The organism is Phenylobacterium sp., assembly GCF_030693405.1.
Classification (GTDB): domain Bacteria; phylum Pseudomonadota; class Alphaproteobacteria; order Caulobacterales; family Caulobacteraceae; genus Phenylobacterium.
In genome coordinates, this window is record NZ_JAUYAW010000055.1 from 1 (window position 1) to 15,551 (window position 15,551).

A 15,551-nucleotide genomic window follows, 5' to 3' on the forward strand; every position below is an offset into this window, starting at 1 on the left:
TGTCGGCCTGGTGACGTCGAAGTCCTTTGTGGGCGCCTCCTACCGGGCCTTCGACGGACGGCGGATGGAGAGCTTCAACTCGGGCCTGATCGCGCTCGACCGGCGGGACATCGCGTTCGGCGCCACGCCCACCGACATCATCGATGATCCCTTCTCGCCGGAGACCTACGGCCTGCAGTGGGAGAACGACAACAGCTCCACCTGGAGCCAGGCGGGCATCTTCTTCACCTCCGACATCTTCATCGGCGAGCGTCTGAACCTGATGCTCGGCGGTCGCTACGACCACTATGAGGTGGAGGCGGAGGATACAGGCCTCGTCAGCTACCAGCCGCCGGGCAAGTTCGAGGACAGCCAGGGTAAGGGGACCTATTCGGCCTCGCTGACCTATCAGACCGACTTCGGTCTGATGCCCTACATTACCTATGCCGAGACCGCGGCCCTGGAGATGAGCCAGGCGGGGGACATCGCGCCGTCCCTGATCCAGTCGGACTCCTGGCTGTCAGACTCCGACCTGGCCGAGGCCGGGGTGAAGTTCCAGCTGCTGTCGGGCTCCCTGGTGGGGTCGGTGGCCGGTTACCGGCAGAACCGCACCCAGCTGACCGGCGGTCCCAACCCGACGGTGCGCGGCTCTCGGGCCAAGGGGGTCGAGGTGGAGATCCGCTACCTGGCCACCGACAACCTGTCCTTCACCTTCGCCGGCAACACCCAGCGCACGACGATCAAGGGGCCGGACTCCAGCTTCGCCTACATCCCCTACTATGTGACGGGCGTGGATCCGGTGAACGCCTTTGGCGGCACCTATGTGGTCTGGGCCTTCTCTGGTCTGCCGGGCCGGGGCGGCGACTATGCCTACACCCTGATCCCGCGCACCGTGCTCAGCCTCTACGGCAGCTATACCAGCGACGAGTATGACTGGGGCCAGGTGGGCGGTGTGTTCGGGGCGACCTCGGTCAGCGAGACGGCCCAGACGGTGGAAAACCCGATCACCTATCCGGAATACACCACCGCCAACCTGTCGCTCTTCTATGCGCGGGGGCCGTTCCAGGCTTCGCTCAACGTCGATAACGTGTTCGACGAGCTCTTCTTCACTCCGGCGGCGGACTCCTACGCCAATCTGGCGGCCATTCCCGGCAAGGGCCGCGAGTGGCGGGTGACCCTGAAGCGCTCGTTCTGATCTGGCGCCCGTCGCCCGGCTGAATGGCCGGGCGACGGGACAGTGTTCCTCTGTGGAGGCATGACATGCCCCTGAGCCAATGGCGCCCCTGGGTGCTGCTAGGCGTCTTCAGCCTGCTCCTGTTCCTGATCTCGGCGGCGACCTTCTCGTCGCTCGGCGTTGTGCTGCCAGCCATGGTCGCCGACCAGCAGTGGAGCTGGGCGCAGGCCGGGCTCGGCTTCACCCTGCTGGGCGCCTGCTGCGGCGGCTCGGCCTGGTTCCCGCCGATGATCATCCGCAGGTTTGGGGTCCGGGCGGCCCTGCTGCTGGGCACAGCGGTCATGGCCGCAGGCTTTATCTGCCTCTACCTGACCCCCAATGTCTGGATCTACTTCCTGGGCACCGCACTCTGCGGGGTGGCCTATCAGCTGATGGCCCTGATCCCGGGCACCCATGTGCTGGCCGCGGTCTTCCAGAAGCGGGCCATGGCCTTTGGCCTTTATTTCACCCTGGGGGGGCTCGGCAGCGTGGCCGGGCCGTGGATGGCGCTCGGCGTCATGGAGGCCACCGGCGGCGCCTGGCGGCCCTTCTGGGCCCTGCAGGCGGTGGCGGCGCTGGCCATCGGCGTCATCTGCTCGCTGCTGATCCCGTCCAGCGCCTGGCTGAAGGAGTCCTCGGAGCAGATCGACAGCGCGGTGAAGGCAGACGCCGAAGCCGCCGCCGCGGCCCCGGTCCAGGCGCCCCTGGCGGTCTATCGCACGGTCCACGACTGGACCCTGAAACAGGCCATGGCCACGCCGCAGTTCTACATCCTGGTCTCGGCCTATTTTGTCCATCTGCTGAGCGGGGTGACGGTCTCCAGCCTCTCGGTGGCCCATCTGTCGGAGCGGGGCGTCGTCGCCGGCATCGCCGCGGGAATGCTGAGCCTGGAAGGGCTGATGGCCACGGTGGCCCGCCTGGGCGGTGGCTTCATCGGCGACCGGATCGACCCCAAATGGCTGCTGATGTTCGCCGTCGGCGTCCTGGGGGTCGGCTCCCTGGCGCTCAGCGTGGCTGACACCTATCCGCTGATGATCATCTATGCGGTGGGGACCGGGATCGGCTTTGGTCTGACGTCTCTGGCGGTCACCATCCTGCTGCTCAACTATTATGGGCGGAAGAACAACCTGGAGATCTTCTCCACGGTCTGCCTGGTTGGCGCGCTCTCGGCGCTCGGCCCGCTGATCGGCGGCTCCCTGCGTGATGCGCTGGGCAGCTTCTCCCCCACCTTCCAGCTCTTCGGCGTCGTCGCCGCCGTGGTGTTCATAGCCTCGCTCTTCATGCGCCCGCCGCAGTGGAAGACAGAGGCGAACGCCCCGGCTGCCCCGCCTGCCGGCCTTGTCAACGATCCCGTCTGAGGCGTACCCCCATGTTCCAGAAGCCCTCCCCCAACAAGGAATTCGGCGTCTTTCTGCCGGTCGCCAATGGCGGCTGGATCATCTCGGAGACCTCTCCGCCGCTCAACGACCTCTGGGCCCAGAACCGGGCCGCAGCCATCGCCGCCGATGAGGTCGGCATGGACTTCGTCATGTCCATGGGCAAGTGGCGGGGCTTTGGCGGGACCACCAACCACTGGGGCTCGTCGCTGGAGTCGGTGACCATGATGGCCGGCATCGCCGAGGCCACCAAGAATGTGAAGATCTGGGCCACCGTCCACCCGCTGCTGCAGAACCCGGCCGTGACGGCCAAGATGATCTCGACCCTCGATCACATCAGCGGCGGCCGGGCGGGCCTGAACATTGTGGCCGGCGCCTATCGGGCCGAGTTCGACCAGATGGGCATGTGGGACGACAGCCTCGACCACGACGCCCGCTACGCGCTCACCGAGGAATGGACCGCCGTGGTCAAGCGCCTCTGGAAGGAGGAGAGCGTCGACCATGAGGGGCGCTTCTTCACTATGAAGGACTGCCAGTCCTCGCCCCAGCCCCTGTCGCGGCCGCGGCCGCAGCTGATCTGCGCGGGCCAGTCGGACCGGGGGTTCCAGTTCTCGGTGCGCGAGGCCGACATCTGCTTCATCGGCGGCCGCACGGCCGAGGAGCGCCGCGACAACAGCCTGCGGGCCAAGAAGGTGGCTGCCGACCTCGGCAAGTCGATCAAGACCTACGCCATGTGCACCATCGTGCACGGGGAGACCGACGCAAAAGCCGAGGCGATGGTCGAGCACTACAAGACCGGCGTCGACATGGGCGCCATCCTGGAGATGCTGCGCAGCTGGGGCGTGCCGGCCGACAAGCTGGACGTGGTGGCCAAACAGCAGGGCGCCTTCATGACCCACACCGCCGTGGGCTCGCCGGCCACCTGCGCTGAGCAGGTGCAGGAGTTCGTGGAGTTCGCCCAGCTGGACGGGCTGATGCTGATCTTCCCCAACTATGTGGAAGGCCTGCAGATGTTCGGCGCCGAGATCCTGCCGGGTCTGCGTTCGGCCTTCGCATGAGCGCGCTCGCTGCCCCCGTGCAGGCTGACGACGGGCTGGCGACCTGGATCGCACCGGCCCGCACCGCCCTGGTAATCATCGACATGCAGGTGGATTTCGCCGCCCCGGAAGGCCGCCTGGGCCAATGGGGCGTGGACCTGTCCACCGTGCCGCCAGCCTTGGAGAAGGCGCAGGCCCTCGCCGACGCCGCGCGCAAGGCGGGCGCGCCGGTGGTCTTTGTCGGCCTGTTCACGCGGCCGGAGACCGACTCCAGCGCCTGGCGCGAGCGGATGCGCCGGCGCGGCGGCGACCCGGACTCGGACTCCGGCCTCTGCCGGGCCGGCGAGGTCGGGTCTGACTGGCATGGCCCAAAGCCCCTGCCGGGCGAGGCGGTGGTGGAGAAGGCCCGCTATTCCGGCTTTCATGACGCGCCGCTGGACAGCGTTCTGAAGGGCCTGGGCGTCGACACCCTGGTGGTGGCGGGCCTGACCACCGAATGCTGCGTGGACTGCACGGTCCGCGACGCCTTTCATCTGGACTATCATGTGTTCCTGGCCAGCGATGCCTGCGCCGCCTACGAGGCCGAGGTTCATGCGGCCTCGCTCAAGGCCCTGGAACTGAACTGCGCGATCCTGGTCGAGACCGACCAGGTGATCACCGCCTGGGAGGAGGCCGCGTAATGGCCGATGGATTTCAACTGCCTGGCGCCCAGGCGCCGTTCGCTGTCACCGACGTTGACCGCGCCGCCATCGCCGCGGCGATCAGCGAGACCGAGATCGTCGAGCTGGCCCTGGCGCTGGGCAATATCCCCAGCCCCGCCGGTCATGAGTTCGCCGCCGGCGAGTTCGTCCATGACTGGATGAAGCGCGAGGGCTTCAATCCCCGCCGGGTGGGCGCGACGCCAGAGCGCAACAACATCATCGGGACCTATGGCGGGGCGGGCGAGGGCAAGAACCTGCTGTTCACCGCCCACCTGGACACCGAGGCGCCCACCTGGAACCCCGACCTGGACGCCTACAAGTACCGTCCCGAAACCCTGGACAATCCGGAGTGGGAGAAGTGCTGGCTCGAGGACGGGGTCCTCTATGGCTATCCGATCGCCAACGACCGGGGGCCGATGAGCTGCTTCATGATCGCGGCCAAGGCGCTGAAGACCGCAGGCTATGACCTGGCGGGCAAGCTCTATCTGACCGCCTGCCCCGGCGAGATCGGCCCCGAGCCCATCGAGGAGCACCGGGGTGTGGCCTATATGGGCAAGGACATCGGCGCCCATTACCTGTTCCACCACGGGGGCGTGGCGCCGGACTACGCCATCGCCGCCGAGGGCTGCGACTTTGGCCTGACCTGGGTCGGCTGCGGCTATGCCGTCTTCCGTTTCAGGCTGTGGGGGGAGGGGGTGTTCACCCCGCTGCTGACCCAGCCGGAGAAGTCGGGCGACCATCCCAATCCGATCTACCGGCTAGGCGCGCTCACCGACGCCATCCACCAGTGGAGCCGCCAGTACGAGGCCGACAGCGCCTATGAGAGCGCCGGTGGCGTGGCCCTGCCCAAGGCGCAGATTTCGGCGGTGCGTGGGGGCGTGCCCTATGCCTTCGGGGCCGGGACCGAGCTCGTAAACCTCTATCTGGAGGTGGGCCTGAACCCCCGCCAGCGGATCGCTGATTTGCAGCACTCCCTAGAGCGCATGGTGCGGGCCGCAGGGCTCGGCGAGGTGGATATCGAGCCGGTCGTGGTCCGCCACGGCTTTGAGGCGGACGCCGGCGAGGTCGCCCCCCTGGTGGGCGCGGTGGACGCCGCCACCCGCCTGTCGCTGGGCCATCCGGTGCAGCGGGCCGCGCCGGTCTATTCCAGCATGTGGCGCGACCATAACGTGTTCAACATGCAGCGGATTCCGGCCATCACCACCGGCTTCAAGCGCTGGCGTCCGAGCCCGAAGGACCTGACCGACAGCGCGCTGGTCTATGCCCTGACGGCGCTGGCCATCTGCGGTCGGGCCGAGACTGCGGAGGCCAGGAGCGGGCCTGCGCCGGTCTATGGCGACAATCCGTTCGGGAGCGCCTGATGGGACAGGCGACAACCTTCGGGGACCTTGCGATCAGCGCGCCCTTTGACGGCCCCGCCTGGCGCGCGGCCATGGGCGCCTTCGCCAGCGGCGTGGTCATCGTCACCACCCAGGGCGAGGACGGCGAGCCCGTGGGCACCACGGTCAGCGCGTTTTCTTCGGTCTCGCTGGATCCGCCCCTGTTGCTGGTCTGCCTGGATCACAAGAGCCGCACGCGCGCGGCGGTGAAGCGGTCGGGCCATTTCTGCATCAACATCCTGGCCGCCGGTCAGGGGGGGCTCGCCCGCCTGTTCGCAGGCCCCGGCGCCACCGACCGGTTCGCGAACCTGGAGATCACGCCGGGCGTCCTGGGCGATCCGCAGATCACCGGCGCCCTGGCCAGCATCGACTGTCGCCTGCACTCCCTGCACGCGGCCGGCGACCACGACATCCTGATCGGCCGGGGCCTGAACATCCAGGCCGCCCCCGGCGATCCCCTCATCTACAGCCAGGGCCGGTTCCTGGGCCCAGAGGACTAAAGGTCAAAGACCATGGGATACGAAGTTCTGGACGTGAAGCCGATGACCCGCCGGATCGGCGCCGAGGTGTTCGGGCTCGATCTCGGCAAGCCGCTCAGCAACCGACAGACCGCCGAGCTGCGTGAGGCCCTGGCCAACCACCAGGTGCTGTTCTTCCGCGACCAGGAGATGGACCACGACGCCCACAAGGCGGTCGGCCGACTGTTCGGCGAGCTGGCCATCCACTCGGCCATCGCCGGCATTGAGGGCCATCCGGAGATCGTCGCCATCCACGCTGACGCCGACTCCAAGTTCGTGGCCGGGGAGAACTGGCACTCCGACCTGACCTGCGATCCCGAACCGCCGCTGGGCTCGATCCTCTATATGCCCGTGGTTCCCGAGAGCGGCGGCGACACGGTCTTCGCCTCGATGTACGCGGCCTATGATGCGCTCTCAGAGCGGATGAAGGTCTATCTGGAGGGGCTGCAGGCCGTCCACGACGCCAACCCGGTCTATCAGAAGCTCTTCCCGGACCTGGACCGGAAGTACAACCGCTCGGTCCATCCGGTGATCCGCACCCATCCGGTGACCGGCAAGAAGCTGATCTTCGTCAACCCGTCCTACACCACCCACATCGAGGGCCTGGCCGACGAGGAGAGCGCGGCGATCCTAAACTTCCTCTACGTCCATTGCATGAACCCCAACTACCAGGTCCGCTTCCGCTGGCGGGCCAACTCGGTGGCCTTCTGGGACAACCGCTGCACCTGGCATCAGGCCATCTGGGACTACTTCCCGGATGTGCGGTCAGGGTTCCGGGTGACGGTGGCGGGGGATAAGCCGTTTTGAGGCAGTTCAACGCGCCTTGCCCGGATTGACTAAGGCAAATCCAGCGAGCTTTCCCAGTCCCGGCCGGCATAAAGCACCCGCAGGATTGTGACCTCATTCTCGACCAAGAAAGCAATGGTCAGGCGTCGTTCGAAGCCGATGGGGCGAAGGCCTGGGCGGATATCATCTCGGCGAGTACCGCGTTCGGCTGCGGTTTCGAAGCCGGCGAGGAACTGCTCGATCCGGCCGATGTAGGCCATCGCTGTCTCGGGCGAGGCCTCGCTGGCGATCCAATCATATAGGGCGACGAGATCGTCTCTGGCTTCGGGACTGAAGACAATCGCGCGGCGGATCACTTGCGATCCTTCGACCGTTCCTCGTGCCGCGCCTGGATGTCGGAGAAGGCTGACGCTGAGGAGACCGCCCTGCCGGGGTCCTCTCGCATGGCGTCGTAGGTAGGAGCGACCTCTTCCCGGAGCCAGCGGCTGATGGCTTCGTCGCGTTCCTTGAGCGCGCGAAGGCCGGCGCGGACGACCTCGCTGGCTGAGGCGTAGTCGCCGGAGCTGACCTTGGCGTCGATGAATTCGGCTTGGTCCCTGGGCAGGCTTACGGTTCTCTTCTCGATCATGGCTTGGACCTTTCGCGCTCCAGCGAAAGCTACCATGCGGTATGACTTATTCATACCGCGGCGAGTGCGATGGAGGGGCTTCAAATGCTGACCGCACTTCTCGAACGCTATGACGCCGAGATGCGGCGGGACCCGCCGCTGACGCAGGGCGTGGAGGCGACCCGGGTCGGGGGCCGGGTGCGGCTCAGCGGGCCCTACAACTGCATCGTCTATTCGGACCTGTCGGAGGCCGATGCGGAGGCGCAGGTGGTCGCCGAGGTCGCCCATCTGCGAGCGACCGGCGGGGCGCTGGAGTGGAAGGTCCACGGGCACGACCGGCCGGGGGACCTGCCGCTCATCCTGGAGCGCCATGGCTTTGTCCCCGAGCCTCAGGAGACCCTACTGGTTCGCGCGCTGGACGAGGGCCTGCTTGGGCGCCCGGCGGACCTGGGCCTGTCGATCCGGACGGTGACCACGGCCGAGGATGTCAGCGACTTCCTGCGCGCCGTCGAGGCGGCGTTCGGCCACCCGTTCGGACATGATGCGGCGCTGCTGCTGGCTGACATCAGGGCCGGCCTGGCCTCCGCGCATGTGGCCTTTGTGGACGGCGTTCCTGTGGCGGCGGGCCGGCTGGAGATGCCGCCGGGCCGCAGCTTCGCCGGCCTTTATACGGGCGGCGTGGCGCCGGCCTGTCGCGGGCGCGGCCTCTATCGCGCCCTGGTGCAGAGCCGGGCGCGGGAGGCGGCGGCGCGGGGGTACGAATACCTGATCACCGAGGCCCTGGAGACCAGCCGGCCGATCCTGGAGAGGCTGGGCTTTATGCCCCTGACTACGGTTCAGGGCTGGGTGCTTGAGGTGGCGGTCGGGGAGGCCTGAGGGCGTTCGAACCCCCCGCCGCAGCCGGCGTCGGCCGCGGCGGGGAGGGGCTGACGGTCAAGGGGATGAGCCGTCAGGTCTCGGGGAAGCTGATGCTGGTGGACAGGCCAGCCCAGTCGCCAATCTCGGTGGTCATCTGGCCCATCTTGCGCATGGCGTAGTGCAGGGCGTCGGCGCCCAGCAGCAGGCGCAGGGGGGCGTCTTCGGCGCCGGCGATCTTCAGGATGGCCTGGGCGGCCCGGGCCGGGTCGCCGCTTTCCTGGCCGGCGTGCTGCGCCAGTAGCCTGGGCGCCATGTGAGCGGTCTCGGCATAGTCGTCGATCACCTGCGCCGCGCGGGTCAGCGAACGGCCGGCATAGTCGGTGCGCATGCCGCCAGGCGCCACATTGGTGACCTTGATCCCCAGCGGCGCCACCTCCTGGGCCAGGGCCTCGCCCAGGCCTTCCAGGGCGAACTTGCTGGCGCAGTAGACGCCGGTGCCCGACCAGGCGGCCAGGCCGCTGACCGAGGTGATGTTGATCACATGGCCGGATCGGCGGGCGCGCATCCCGGGCAGGGCTGAGCGCAGCACGGCCAGGGGGCCGAAGACATTGGCCTCGAACTGGGCGCGGGCCTCATCCAGGCTGGTCTCCTCCACCGCGCCGGTCAGGCCGTAGCCCGCGTTGTTGACCAGGATGTCGATCCCGCCGGACAGGGCCTCGGCAGCCGTAACGGCGGCGGCGACGGCGGCCTCATCGGTGACATCGGCGACGAAGCCGTGGGCTTTGGGGCCGAGGCCTGTGAAGGCGTCGCGGTCGGCGCCTTTGCGGACCGTGCCGGCCACGCTGTCGCCGACTTCGAGGGCGGCCAGCGCCAGGGCGCGGCCGAGGCCTGCGCTGACGCCGGTGATGAACCAGGTGCGCGTCATGTCAGTAGGGGGCGTCGCCCTTGGCCCACAGGCGGTGCATGGTCCGGAAGTACTTGGTGTCGTCGTAGAGGGTGCCAGTGTGCAGGGTGCAGCGGTTGTCCCACATGAGCACGTCGCCCACCTGCCACTTGTGGCGGAAGACGAAGGGCTCGCTGGTCATGAATTCCACCAGCTCGTCCACCAGCTCCAGACCCTTGGGATTCTCCATCCCCACCACCTCGGTCACCGTGCCGGTGGAGGGCCACAGCGCCTTGCGGCCATCGGCCGGGTGGGTGCGGATCAGAGGATGCTCCACATCGGGATTGTCGCGTTTGAGCTCGTCCGACAGCTCCTGGCGGCCGAACTCCCGGGTGGCCATGAAGTGCTGGTAGGAGTGGTGCAGGCGAAGGCCGTCGAGCTCCTTCTGGCGCTCCGGCGGCAGCGCGTTCCAGGCCGCGCAGCCATCGGCCAGCAGGGTGTCGGAGCCCTCGGCCGGCACTTCGACGGCATAGAGCATGGTGCACATGACCGGCTGGGCCTTGTAGGAATAGTCGGTGTGCCAGCCGACGCCGTCATTGTGCGCGCCGATCGGTTTGCCATCCACCTCGCGGTTGGACAGGACGAAGACCTTTGGATGGCCGGGCAGGGTGAACTGAGTCTGGGTGTGGTCTTCGGGCTCGCCGAACAGGGCCACGAAATCCACCAGCTGCTGGGGCGTCATGTCCTGGCCGCGCAGCAGGATGGCGCCGTGCCGGTGGAAGGTGTCGACCACGCCGGCCAGGGTCTCGCCATCGGCGCGGGCGAGGTCCACATCGAGGATCTCGGCGCCGAAGCCGGGCTTCAGCTCGCGGGTCTTGAGTTGGACGGCGGTGGTCATCGACGGGCTCCGGCTGTGTGGCGACGACCTTAGCCGGGCAGGGGCGCGGCGGTCTTGTCCATCCGCGCACATTTGCTTGCCAGCGCACGAGCCGGCGGTTGCGCGGCTGATCAGCCCCTGATCACCGCCGCCTGCAAAGGAGGCGATCGGGGGCTTTGGCCGCGCGCCGGCCAAGTTCTCGTGCGCGCTGGTGCAAGACCGCCCCCACCGTGGCGCCTACCGTCAAGGCCTCGACCGAACCGGAAGCCGAGGGTCTCAAAGCATGCGCGCGCACCTCCTGAACGACGCCTTCTTCGACGGGCTGTCCACCTCCATGCAGGGGTTCGAGACCGCCGAGACCCTGCCGCCGGCCTGCTATGTGGACGCCGGCTTCTACGAGTTCGAGAAGGAGGCGGTGTTCAACCACGAATGGCTCTGCGTGGGCCGCGAGTCGTGGGTGATGAGCCCCGGGGACTATTTCACCACCTCGATCATCGGCGAGCCCATCGTGGTGGCGCGGACGCGCAAGAACGAGCTGGTGGCCATGAGTTCGGTCTGCCAGCACCGGGCCATGCTGGTGGCCGAGGGCCACGGCAACACCCGCGGCTTCGTCTGCCCCTACCACCACTGGACCTATGGTCTGGACGGCAAGCTGGTGAACGCCCCGGCCATGGAGCAGACCTGCGGCTTCGACAAGAAGAAGATCGCCCTGCCGAGGTTCAAGGTCGAGGTGTGGCTGGGCTTCGTCTTCGTGAACTTCGATCTGAACGCCGCCCCGTTGGCGCCGCGCCTGACCGAGATCGAGGCCGCGCTCGCAGGCTACGACCTCTCCCATGCCGAGGGACCCCGGCCCGATCCCGCCGCCAAGCTCCCCTGGAACTGGAAGGTGATGTTCGAGAACAACAATGACGGCTATCACGCAAGCCGTCTGCACCAGGGGCCGCTGCACGACTTCGTGCCTAGCGCCCAGTCGGTCTTCCCCGATGCGCCCGAGGGCGCGGCCGGCTATCTGCGGTTCAACGGCACCCTGCATGCCGACGCCAGCTTCAACGTGACTCAGAAGGCCCTGCTGCCGGTTTTCCCCGGGCTGACCGAGGTCGACCGCAACCGGATGACCTTCGCCAACATCCCGCCGACGCTGTCGTTAGTGGTGACCAGCGACATGGTGATCTACCTGATCGTCCGGGCCGACGGGCCTGAGACCCATGAGATGGACACCGGCCTGCTGTTTGCGCCCGGCGCCATGGAAGACCCGGCGTTTGAGCACAAGCTGGCCATGAACATGGCCGCGGCCAGCGCCATCATCGCCCAGGACCTGCATGTGGACGGCCTGGTGCAGGCGGGCCTGCGCTCGCGCTTCGCCATCCGCGGCCGTTATTCCTGGCAGGAGGGCGCGCAGATCGCTTTCAACCGCTGGCTGACCCCGCGATATCAGCAGACATGGAAGGCGATGAGCGCCGACGCCCGGCCGCGCGCCGAGGTCCCGGCATGAGCGGGCCTGCTGAACGCCTGCCGGTGGTCTTCTTCGGCCACGGCAGCCCGATGATCGCCATCGAGACCAACGACACCACCGCAGCCTGGGGCGCCATCGGCGAGTCGATCGGCAAGCCCAAGGCCATCCTCTGCGTCTCGGCCCACTGGCTGACCCGCGGGGTGGGCGTGACCGCCATGGCCCAGCCGCGGACCATCCACGACTTCGGCGCGTCCTTCCCCCAGGCCCTCTTCAACGTGCAGTACCCGGCGCCGGGCGATCCGGCCCTGGCGCGGCGGGTGGCCGAACTACTGGCGCCCTTGCCCGTGACGCAGGACGAGGGCTGGGGCCTGGATCACGGGACCTGGTCGGTGCTGTGCAAGGCCTATCCCAAGGCCGATGTGCCGGTGGTCCAGCTGTCCATGGACGCCAGCAAGCCGCCGGCCTGGCACTATGAGATGGGCGCCAAGCTCAGCCCCCTGCGCGATGAGGGGGTGCTGATCGTCGCCACGGGTAACATCGTCCACAACCTGCCGGCCATGGACTGGAGCGCCCGCCACCGTCCAGCCTTTGACTGGGCCGAGGCCTTCAACACCCACATCAAAGACGCCATCGCCGCCGACGATCCCCAGAAGGCGGTGGCCTATGAGGCGTTCGGCGAGGCGGCCAGCCGCTCGGCGCCGACGCCGGACCACTACTGGCCGCTGCTCTATGCGCTCGGCGCCCGGATGCCCGGCGACCGCGCCGTCTTCGGCCCCGACCATATCGAGCACGGCTCGCTCAGCATGACCACGGTGATGCTCGACAGCCGCCAGGCCGCCCCGGCCGCCTGATTTCCAGCTTTCCCAAGGACGTCCCCATGGCCTTTATCTGCGAGCCGACTGAGACCCGGGCCGACACCCTGCCGGGCGCCCTGCACACCCTGAACGCCACGTCCAAGACCGTGCACTGGGGCTATTTCGATCCCGCCCGAGGCCCGGCTCTGCGGATCAAGAGCGGCGATCTGGTGCAGGCCGAGGCCATCACCCACCACGCTGGCGATGATCCCGAGCTGATGATGGATGAGGCGGTCACCGCCATCTTCCGCGAGATTCCCGAGGCCGACCGCAACCCCGGCGTCCACATCATGACCGGCCCGATCCATGTCGAGGGCGCCCAGCCCGGCGACATGCTGGAGGTGCGCTATCTGCGCATGGTCCCGCGCTGCAACTACGGCTCCAATCTCGCCGCCAACTGGGGCCATCTCTATGACGAGTTCGACCAGAAGGAGCGGGTGACCATCTATGAGCTGGACGCCAACGCCCAGACCGCCAGCGCGCTCTATGCCTACGACTTCCCTGGCAAGTATCTGACGCCCGGGACCATCACCAAGTGCCCGGTCTGTGATCGCCAGGGCGCGCTGCCCGGCGTGCGGGTGCCGGTGCGGCCCCACTTGGGCACGGCCGGGGTCGCGCCGAATGTGCAGGGAAGGGTCAGCACCATTCCGCCGGGGCTGCACGGGGGCAATATCGACAACTGGCGGATCGGCGCGGGCGCGACCATGTACTATCCGGTGCAGGTGGACGGCGCCCTGTTCTCCATCGGCGATCCCCATGTCAGCCAGGGCGACGGCGAGATCAGCGGCACGGCCATCGAGGCCTCGCTGAACGTCCTGATGCAGATCGTCCTGCGCAAGGATTTCACCTTCCCGTCGCCCCTGCTGGAGACGCCGAACTGGTGGATTGTCCATGGCTTCGACCCCGATCTTAACCGGGCGATGAAGAACGCGTCGCTCGACATGCTGGGCCTGCTCACCGAGCATCAGGGCCTGTCGCGCAATGACGCCTATTCGCTGATGAGCGTGGCCGCCGACTTTTCCATCACCCAGGTGGTGGACGGCACCCAGGGCATTCATGTGCGCATCCCCCGGGGCATCTTCCCGGCCAAGGGATCGGTGAAGGACCCCGCCTGACGAAAGACGCCCTGTGAAGGCCTGGCAGTTCACCACCGACACCTATCTGAAGCCGCAGCGCCGGGACGCCTGGCGCGAGGCCATGGAGCGGCTGCGTCTGCCCGTGGGCGACCTGCCGGCCGAGGGGGCCTTCCACGCCCAGGTCTCCAGCCTGACCTCGCCCATGGGGGTGGAGTTTTCGGTGGTGGCCTCGACGCCGCAGGAGATCTCCGGCCGTAATCCCCACCAGCCCGCCGCCATCTGGATGGCGGTCCTGCTGGAGGGCGAGGCGACCCTGCTGGATGGCGCGCGCGAAATTCCTATGGCGCCGGGCGACATCGTCTACGGCCCGACGGGGCAGACGGCCGGCCTGCGCCTGGAGAGCCGGTTTCGCCTGCTGTTCATCACCGCGCCGCGGGTGGCCCTGGACCACCGGTTGCTCGCGCCTTCGGCCCTGCGGCTCGGTCATCTGGCGGCGGGGCAGGGGATTAATCACGTCTTTTCAGGCCTGTTGCGCGCAACTGCTGAAGCCCTGGATGATCTGACATCCGACCAGCTTCGTCCCGTCGAACTGGCGCTGACGGAATTCCTGGTGGCCTGCCTGGCTCAGGATGGCGGGCCAGCGGCCCGGGGCGGCGCCGAAGGGGCGCGTGCGGTCCAGATGCACCGGGTTCGCCAGACCATCGAGGTTCTGCTGGCCGAGCCCGAGCTCACCCTCCGCCGGGTGGCCGATGAGGACGGGGTCTCGCCCCGCTACCTGCAGAAGCTGTTCGCCGGCCAGGGGCAGAGCTTCACCGGCTATGTGCGCGGCCGGCGCCTGGAGCGTTGCCGGGCCGATCTGGCCAGCCCCGCCTGCGCCCAACTCTCGATCTCGGAAATCTGCTTTCGTTGGGGCTTCAATGGCTCGGCCCATTTCAGCCGGGCCTTCCGCAGCGCCTATGGCCAGTCGCCGCGGGAGTACCGCCGCGCGGCGATCGGTGAGGCCGCCGCGGACCTGAGCGCCTAGGTTTCCGCCCGCAACGCCTCGACCTCGGCGGCGGTGGGCATGGAGGCCGCCGCGCCGGCCCGGGTCACCGAGACGGCGGCGGCGGCGTTGGCGAACGCCATGGCGGCGGGCAGGGCAAGGCCGCGGTCGAGGCCAGCGGCCAGCGCGCCACAGAAGCAGTCGCCGGCGCCGGTGGTGTCCACCGCCCGCTGGCGCAGGCCCGCCACGGCAAACACCTCGTCTCCCCGCACCGCCACCGCGCCGGCGGCGCCCAGGGTAGCCAGCACGGTCTGGCCGGGCCGGGCCAGCGACCGGGCGGCGGCGATGGCGGCCTCAGGGTCGGCCGGTTCGGCGTCCAGGCTGGCGAAGCTCGCCAGCTCGGTCTCGTTGAGGATCAGCATGTCGGCCAGGGCGAGCAGGTGCGCGCCTTCGGCCAGGGCCGGCGCAGTATTGAGGATCTTCAACGCGCCCACCGCCTCGGGCCGGGTGAAGATCGTCTCGATGGCCGCCAGGGTCGCCTCGAACTGGGTGAGGATCACGCCGGCGCCGGCGAGATCGGCGGCCCTTGCGGCGTCCGCGCCATAGAGGGCGTTGGCGCCGGCGGCGACCACGATCATGTTCCGCGCGGTCTCATCGACGGTGATGAAGGCTTGGCCGGTGGGGGCGTCGGCCCCGCGCCGCACGCCAGCCACGTCCACGCCTGCGCCGGTGAGGAAATCGAGCATGACGTCGCCGGCGGCGTCATGGCCCACGGCGCCCAGCAGGCGCACCTGAGCGCCCAGGCGGGCGGCGGCCACGGCCTGGTTGGCGCCCTTGCCGCCGGGAAACTGGGCCAGACTCCGGCTGGCGACGGTTTCTCCGGGGCGGGGCAGCGCCGCCACCTGAGCCACATAGTCCAGATTGACGCCGCCCAGGACGCAGACGCTCATGGGACGACTCCTCGCCAATGAT

Annotated in this window: 17 protein-coding genes; 12 read left to right on the plus strand and 5 right to left on the minus strand. The window is 68.3% G+C overall.

Features of this window, described 5'->3' with window-relative positions; translation table 11 throughout:
- From Q8N19_RS11760 to Q8N19_RS11790, 7 genes are all read left to right on the plus strand, one after another.
- Window positions 1-1,174 (plus strand): TonB-dependent receptor domain-containing protein (locus Q8N19_RS11760; protein WP_305590849.1); only part of this gene is annotated, 1,174 nt, incomplete at its 5' end.
- A 65-nt stretch (window positions 1,175-1,239) separates the two neighbouring features.
- Window positions 1,240-2,550: a CynX/NimT family MFS transporter gene (locus Q8N19_RS11765; protein WP_305590851.1), complete on the plus strand. Its 1,311-nt coding sequence runs from the start codon at window positions 1,240-1,242 to the stop codon at window positions 2,548-2,550.
- Between the two features lie 11 nt (window positions 2,551-2,561).
- Window positions 2,562-3,626: an LLM class flavin-dependent oxidoreductase gene (locus Q8N19_RS11770; RefSeq protein WP_305590853.1), complete on the plus strand. Its 1,065-nt coding sequence runs from the start codon at window positions 2,562-2,564 to the stop codon at window positions 3,624-3,626.
- Window positions 3,623-4,285, plus strand: coding sequence for a cysteine hydrolase family protein (locus Q8N19_RS11775; protein ID WP_305590855.1), 663 nt, complete (start codon window positions 3,623-3,625; stop codon window positions 4,283-4,285). Before Q8N19_RS11770 ends, Q8N19_RS11775 begins: the two co-directional genes overlap by 4 nt.
- Window positions 4,285-5,667: a peptidase M20 gene (locus Q8N19_RS11780; RefSeq protein WP_305590857.1), complete on the plus strand. Its 1,383-nt coding sequence runs from the start codon at window positions 4,285-4,287 to the stop codon at window positions 5,665-5,667. Before Q8N19_RS11775 ends, Q8N19_RS11780 begins: the two co-directional genes overlap by 1 nt.
- On the plus strand, window positions 5,667-6,185 hold the full coding sequence (locus tag Q8N19_RS11785) for a flavin reductase family protein (RefSeq protein ID WP_305590858.1): 519 nt from the start codon (window positions 5,667-5,669) through the stop codon (window positions 6,183-6,185). The genes Q8N19_RS11780 and Q8N19_RS11785 overlap by 1 nt, the downstream gene beginning before the upstream one ends.
- Before the next feature lie 12 nt (window positions 6,186-6,197).
- Window positions 6,198-7,010: a TauD/TfdA family dioxygenase gene (locus Q8N19_RS11790; protein WP_305590860.1), complete on the plus strand. Its 813-nt coding sequence runs from the start codon at window positions 6,198-6,200 to the stop codon at window positions 7,008-7,010.
- Window positions 7,011-7,039: 29 nt separating this feature from the next.
- On the opposite strand, the gene Q8N19_RS11795 is transcribed toward Q8N19_RS11790, so the two are convergent.
- Both Q8N19_RS11795 and Q8N19_RS11800 read right to left on the minus strand, forming a co-directional pair.
- Window positions 7,040-7,345 (minus strand): type II toxin-antitoxin system RelE/ParE family toxin, encoded by a 306-nt coding sequence (locus Q8N19_RS11795; RefSeq protein ID WP_305590862.1) that lies wholly within the window; start codon window positions 7,343-7,345, stop codon window positions 7,040-7,042.
- Entirely contained in the window at window positions 7,342-7,617 is a 276-nt protein-coding gene (locus tag Q8N19_RS11800; protein WP_305590864.1) for a type II toxin-antitoxin system ParD family antitoxin, read from the minus strand. Before Q8N19_RS11800 ends, Q8N19_RS11795 begins: the two co-directional genes overlap by 4 nt.
- Before the next feature lie 84 nt (window positions 7,618-7,701).
- Here Q8N19_RS11800 and Q8N19_RS11805 point away from each other — a divergent pair, with 84 nt between their 5' ends.
- Window positions 7,702-8,472 (plus strand): GNAT family N-acetyltransferase, encoded by a 771-nt coding sequence (locus tag Q8N19_RS11805; protein ID WP_305590866.1) that lies wholly within the window; start codon window positions 7,702-7,704, stop codon window positions 8,470-8,472.
- Between the two features lie 73 nt (window positions 8,473-8,545).
- Here Q8N19_RS11805 and Q8N19_RS11810 read toward each other — a convergent pair whose 3' ends face one another.
- Together Q8N19_RS11810 and Q8N19_RS11815 are read right to left on the minus strand one after the other, a co-directional pair.
- The gene (locus Q8N19_RS11810; RefSeq protein WP_305590868.1) at window positions 8,546-9,379 is read right to left on the minus strand and encodes an oxidoreductase; all 834 of its coding nucleotides are present in this window, start codon (window positions 9,377-9,379) and stop codon (window positions 8,546-8,548) included.
- Window position 9,380: 1 nt separating this feature from the next.
- Window positions 9,381-10,235: a TauD/TfdA family dioxygenase gene (locus tag Q8N19_RS11815; protein WP_305590870.1), complete on the minus strand. Its 855-nt coding sequence runs from the start codon at window positions 10,233-10,235 to the stop codon at window positions 9,381-9,383.
- A 262-nt stretch (window positions 10,236-10,497) separates the two neighbouring features.
- On the opposite strand from Q8N19_RS11815, the gene Q8N19_RS11820 reads away from it, so the two are divergent.
- The 4 genes from Q8N19_RS11820 to Q8N19_RS11835 are packed head-to-tail and all read left to right on the plus strand — an operon-like array spanning window position 10,498 to window position 14,621.
- The gene (locus Q8N19_RS11820; RefSeq protein ID WP_305590872.1) at window positions 10,498-11,706 is read left to right on the plus strand and encodes an aromatic ring-hydroxylating dioxygenase subunit alpha; all 1,209 of its coding nucleotides are present in this window, start codon (window positions 10,498-10,500) and stop codon (window positions 11,704-11,706) included.
- The gene (gene ygiD / locus Q8N19_RS11825) at window positions 11,703-12,518 is read left to right on the plus strand and encodes a 4,5-DOPA dioxygenase extradiol (RefSeq protein ID WP_305590874.1); all 816 of its coding nucleotides are present in this window, start codon (window positions 11,703-11,705) and stop codon (window positions 12,516-12,518) included. Before Q8N19_RS11820 ends, ygiD begins: the two co-directional genes overlap by 4 nt.
- Before the next feature lie 26 nt (window positions 12,519-12,544).
- Window positions 12,545-13,636 carry an acetamidase/formamidase family protein gene (locus tag Q8N19_RS11830; protein WP_305590876.1) on the plus strand — a complete coding sequence of 364 codons (1,092 nt, stop codon included), beginning with the start codon at window positions 12,545-12,547 and terminating at the stop codon, window positions 13,634-13,636.
- A 13-nt stretch (window positions 13,637-13,649) separates the two neighbouring features.
- A complete protein-coding gene (locus Q8N19_RS11835; protein ID WP_305590878.1) occupies window positions 13,650-14,621 on the plus strand; it encodes a helix-turn-helix domain-containing protein in 972 nt (323 codons plus the stop codon).
- On the opposite strand, the gene Q8N19_RS11840 is transcribed toward Q8N19_RS11835, so the two are convergent.
- Window positions 14,618-15,529, minus strand: coding sequence for a ribokinase (locus tag Q8N19_RS11840; protein ID WP_305590880.1), 912 nt, complete (start codon window positions 15,527-15,529; stop codon window positions 14,618-14,620). The genes Q8N19_RS11835 and Q8N19_RS11840 overlap by 4 nt on opposite strands.
- Between the last annotated feature and the right edge of the window lie 22 nt (window positions 15,530-15,551).